General features: G+C 61.2%; 2 protein-coding genes and 2 pseudogenes. All 4 read right to left on the bottom strand.

All coding sequences use genetic code 11. The features are described from left to right. Positions 1-80 precede the first annotated feature (80 nt). Positions 81-1,163, bottom strand: a complete 1,083-nt coding sequence (locus tag COGEMETH_RS24875; RefSeq protein ID WP_238185342.1) for a hypothetical protein — start codon at positions 1,161-1,163, stop codon at positions 81-83. Continuing rightward, a pseudogene (locus tag COGEMETH_RS25995) lies at positions 1,127-2,062 on the bottom strand (S8 family serine peptidase). The gene COGEMETH_RS24875 and the pseudogene COGEMETH_RS25995 overlap by 37 nt, the downstream one beginning before the upstream one ends. 210 nt (positions 2,063-2,272) lie before the next feature. Continuing rightward, on the bottom strand, positions 2,273-2,458 hold the full coding sequence (locus tag COGEMETH_RS24860; RefSeq protein WP_238185339.1) for a hypothetical protein: 186 nt from the start codon (positions 2,456-2,458) through the stop codon (positions 2,273-2,275). Positions 2,459-2,521: 63 nt separating this feature from the next. After that, positions 2,522-2,761 (bottom strand): annotated as a pseudogene (locus COGEMETH_RS24855) (IS701 family transposase); the annotation flags it as partial.

The following is a 2,761-nucleotide window of genomic DNA, read 5'->3' as shown; positions in this document are numbered from 1 at the left end:
TTGGACCACCTCGTGGGGGCCGATCAGCCGCGACCGGCGTTGCGCCGGCCAACGCGCGCGATGACAAAGAAGATCGGCGTTCACAGCGCGAGCGAACCCGACCCGAACAGCATGTTCGTGAACCGGCTTTCCTTCACGAGCTGATCGACCGCGGCATCGACTGTTTTTCGCCTCTCAACGAAGTCCCCCGTCTTATCGATCCTGCCGAGGGCTTCAATCTGCGCCGCGAACGTGGGTTTCGCGAGCGCGTCCCTCATCAGCGCCTTCGTCCCCCGACCGTGGTGAACGATGTCCGACACCCAAATGGCCAGCTCAGGCCGCTTGCCCATCAGCCCGAGGGTGTTCGCCCAGCCCTTGATCTTCCTTTTCATGATCGCGATCGAAACGCGGGTGGTGGTCGCTAGCATTTCCGGATCCTCGGACGCCCATGCGATGAACCTCGCGGAGGCAACTGCCTCTTCTTGGTCGAACCGCCTCGACGACGGATTGAGATACGCCATGAAATCGACGAGTTGCTCTTCGGTGCCGCTGCCCACGGCGACCGTCTTCGTGGTCTCTAGCGAGACGTGGCCCGAGGAGGTCTTCCGCGTCAGCCGGCCATCCTCACCGAGAGCGAGATCAGGGAAAAACGTCGTCGCCGAACCAAGTTTCACCAGTTCGCGCATGAGGAGGATAAGATTATCGTCCGGGGTATGCGCAGCGAGCTGATAGAAGCCCCAGGTGAAGTGGGCTCGGTCCCAAGCGTTGATAACGATCTCCTGGCCGGCGCTCTCAGCCATCGCTGTGGGCCAGATAAAGTGAGCCCATTCACCGAATCGCTCGGCGGCCTTATGCCGGTCGAAAATGGACGCTTCCGAGCGGCGCGACAGGCCGAGCCTTGACGAGAACACAGCGATGCGACCGACGTAGAACTCTTGCCCCGTACGCGAGTCGGTCGCGAAAAATTTGATACCCTTCGCCTGCGGCTCATCACTTGGCTTAATCGTGAATGTGGCAGTGGCCGACATCCCGTCGGCGCCGGGCTGCCCGTCTCCATCGGTAGGCGATGGGGGCACTGGCAGCGCTTCGTTGTCTGGCTCTGTCTCGCTGAGAGGCAGGGCGCGCAGCAGGTCCTCCGGCGGAATATTCAAGTCCACGTCGAGCTCGTCAGCGTTCTGTGGCATCGGACAACCTCTTCATCGATAAGGGTCGCGGGTTTGGCGCTGGACCGAAGCCTACTCTCAAATGCAGCCGCATTGAACCTGTCCACCTTAATCATCGCGTCCGCGTAGAGCGTCGCGACGCCGGCGATATGAGGGGCGGCCATGCTGATGCTGTCATCAGGGCGGACCCCGCCGTCGATGCCCACGGACAGGATTCCAACGCCAGGGGCGGCGATATCGACGTCATCATTGGAGAAGTTCGCCACCGTCAACGAGCGGTCGAGCGCGGCGACAGAAAAGAATCTCTTCCCTGCCGCCGGTGGCGCCGTTGTTATTGTGTAGTCTGGACGAGCACTCTCGTTGCCCGCGGCGGCGACGACAAGGCTGCCGGCAAATCCGCCATCATCGATCGCAGGAAGCATCGATAAGCGGTCGAACACCCGGACGTTCAACCGATAACCGGCAAGAGCGATGCTGGTCGCCTTTGGATCTGGGAAGTTCTTCTCCTTCACGAAGTACTCGCGGTACCCGACAAAATCGACCCCGAGCGACATGCTGATCACGTGTGCCCCGCCCAGTAGTGCTCACATCATTCCATCCAGGATTATCTGCGTCGTGCATGTGTCGGTTTTCGACAGGATCTTGCTGATCAGAGCTTTCCTGACCCCGCGGACGACTCCGATGCGAGTGCCATTAATGTCACGACCGAAGATCGTGGCCGCAGTGTGAGTACTATGTCCAATGACGTCGCCGATCTCACTTATGAAATTCTTGAGGTCGATTTCTAGACTATTGAAAGTGGGAGTTTTTTCGAAGGCAGGGGCATTATTAAAGGAGCGGTGGTCGACGATGCTGGAGTCGAGCACAGCGACAACGACGTTCTCCCCCGCGTTTACAGGGGCGTCGCTTGCGCCGACCACAGCGGTTCCCCAGCTTGCGTTCGAAGAGTCGTTGCCATCGCCGGGCTACGCCGTGTCCGTCCGGCGGTCACCGCCCGGGGCGACTGAACCAGCACTGCCCTGGCGACCGCCGCCCGTGGGTTCAGCGGGCCTTTCAACAGTCTTGGGCAGTGTGAACGGAAGACTGGGGAGCACCGCGACCACGTCGTCCTCTTCTGTGACCCTTCGCGACTACTCCAACTTCAGGTCCTCTTCCCTGGCCTCGATCGCGGCGACAGCTTCCCGGCCCCCTGTCGTCTCGGCCTTCCCGACGCGGCTGCCCTCCGCACCCACTAGGTCGAACTCTCGCTGCCCCTCGAGTCGCTTGGCTTTGAACCCCGGCAGTTTGATTACTACCATCGGAAGGGTGTTCGCCATTCGAGTTCCTCAGCTAGCACTACTTTGGCAGATCGATTTCAGGGTGGCAGGTTGAGATCGGCGTCACAGTGCGGGCATCGCCGCGGTTGTGGCCGGCTGAGGTGATCCAGGATGGCTTGGCGGATCGCCGGCATCGAGGGTTGTGGCGGCGGGCAGGCGATTCTTTTTTTTCCGCCCCGCCGCTGCGAGGCGCCGGGATTGCAGGAAGGCGTAGGCCATCATGGTCATCAGCGCGTGCCGGTGCAGCCCGGTCCACGAGCGGCCCTCGAAGTGGTCGAGGCCGAGTTCCTCCTTCATCTGCTG

It is taken from the genome of Methylobacterium trifolii, from assembly GCF_022179685.1.
Lineage (GTDB): Bacteria > Pseudomonadota > Alphaproteobacteria > Rhizobiales > Beijerinckiaceae > Methylobacterium > Methylobacterium trifolii.
The sequence above is the reverse complement of the archived record's forward strand: the minus strand, read 5'-3'. Positions and strand labels throughout refer to the sequence as shown.

What these genes read in the sequence shown, in the direction of transcription:
- COGEMETH_RS24875 (WP_238185342.1), bottom strand. Translation starts at nt 1,163, where the DNA reads ATGCCACAGAACGCTGACGAGCTCGACGTGGACTTGAATATTCCGCCG.
- COGEMETH_RS24860 (WP_238185339.1), bottom strand. Translation starts at nt 2,458, where the DNA reads ATGGCGAACACCCTTCCGATGGTAGTAATCAAACTGCCGGGGTTCAAA.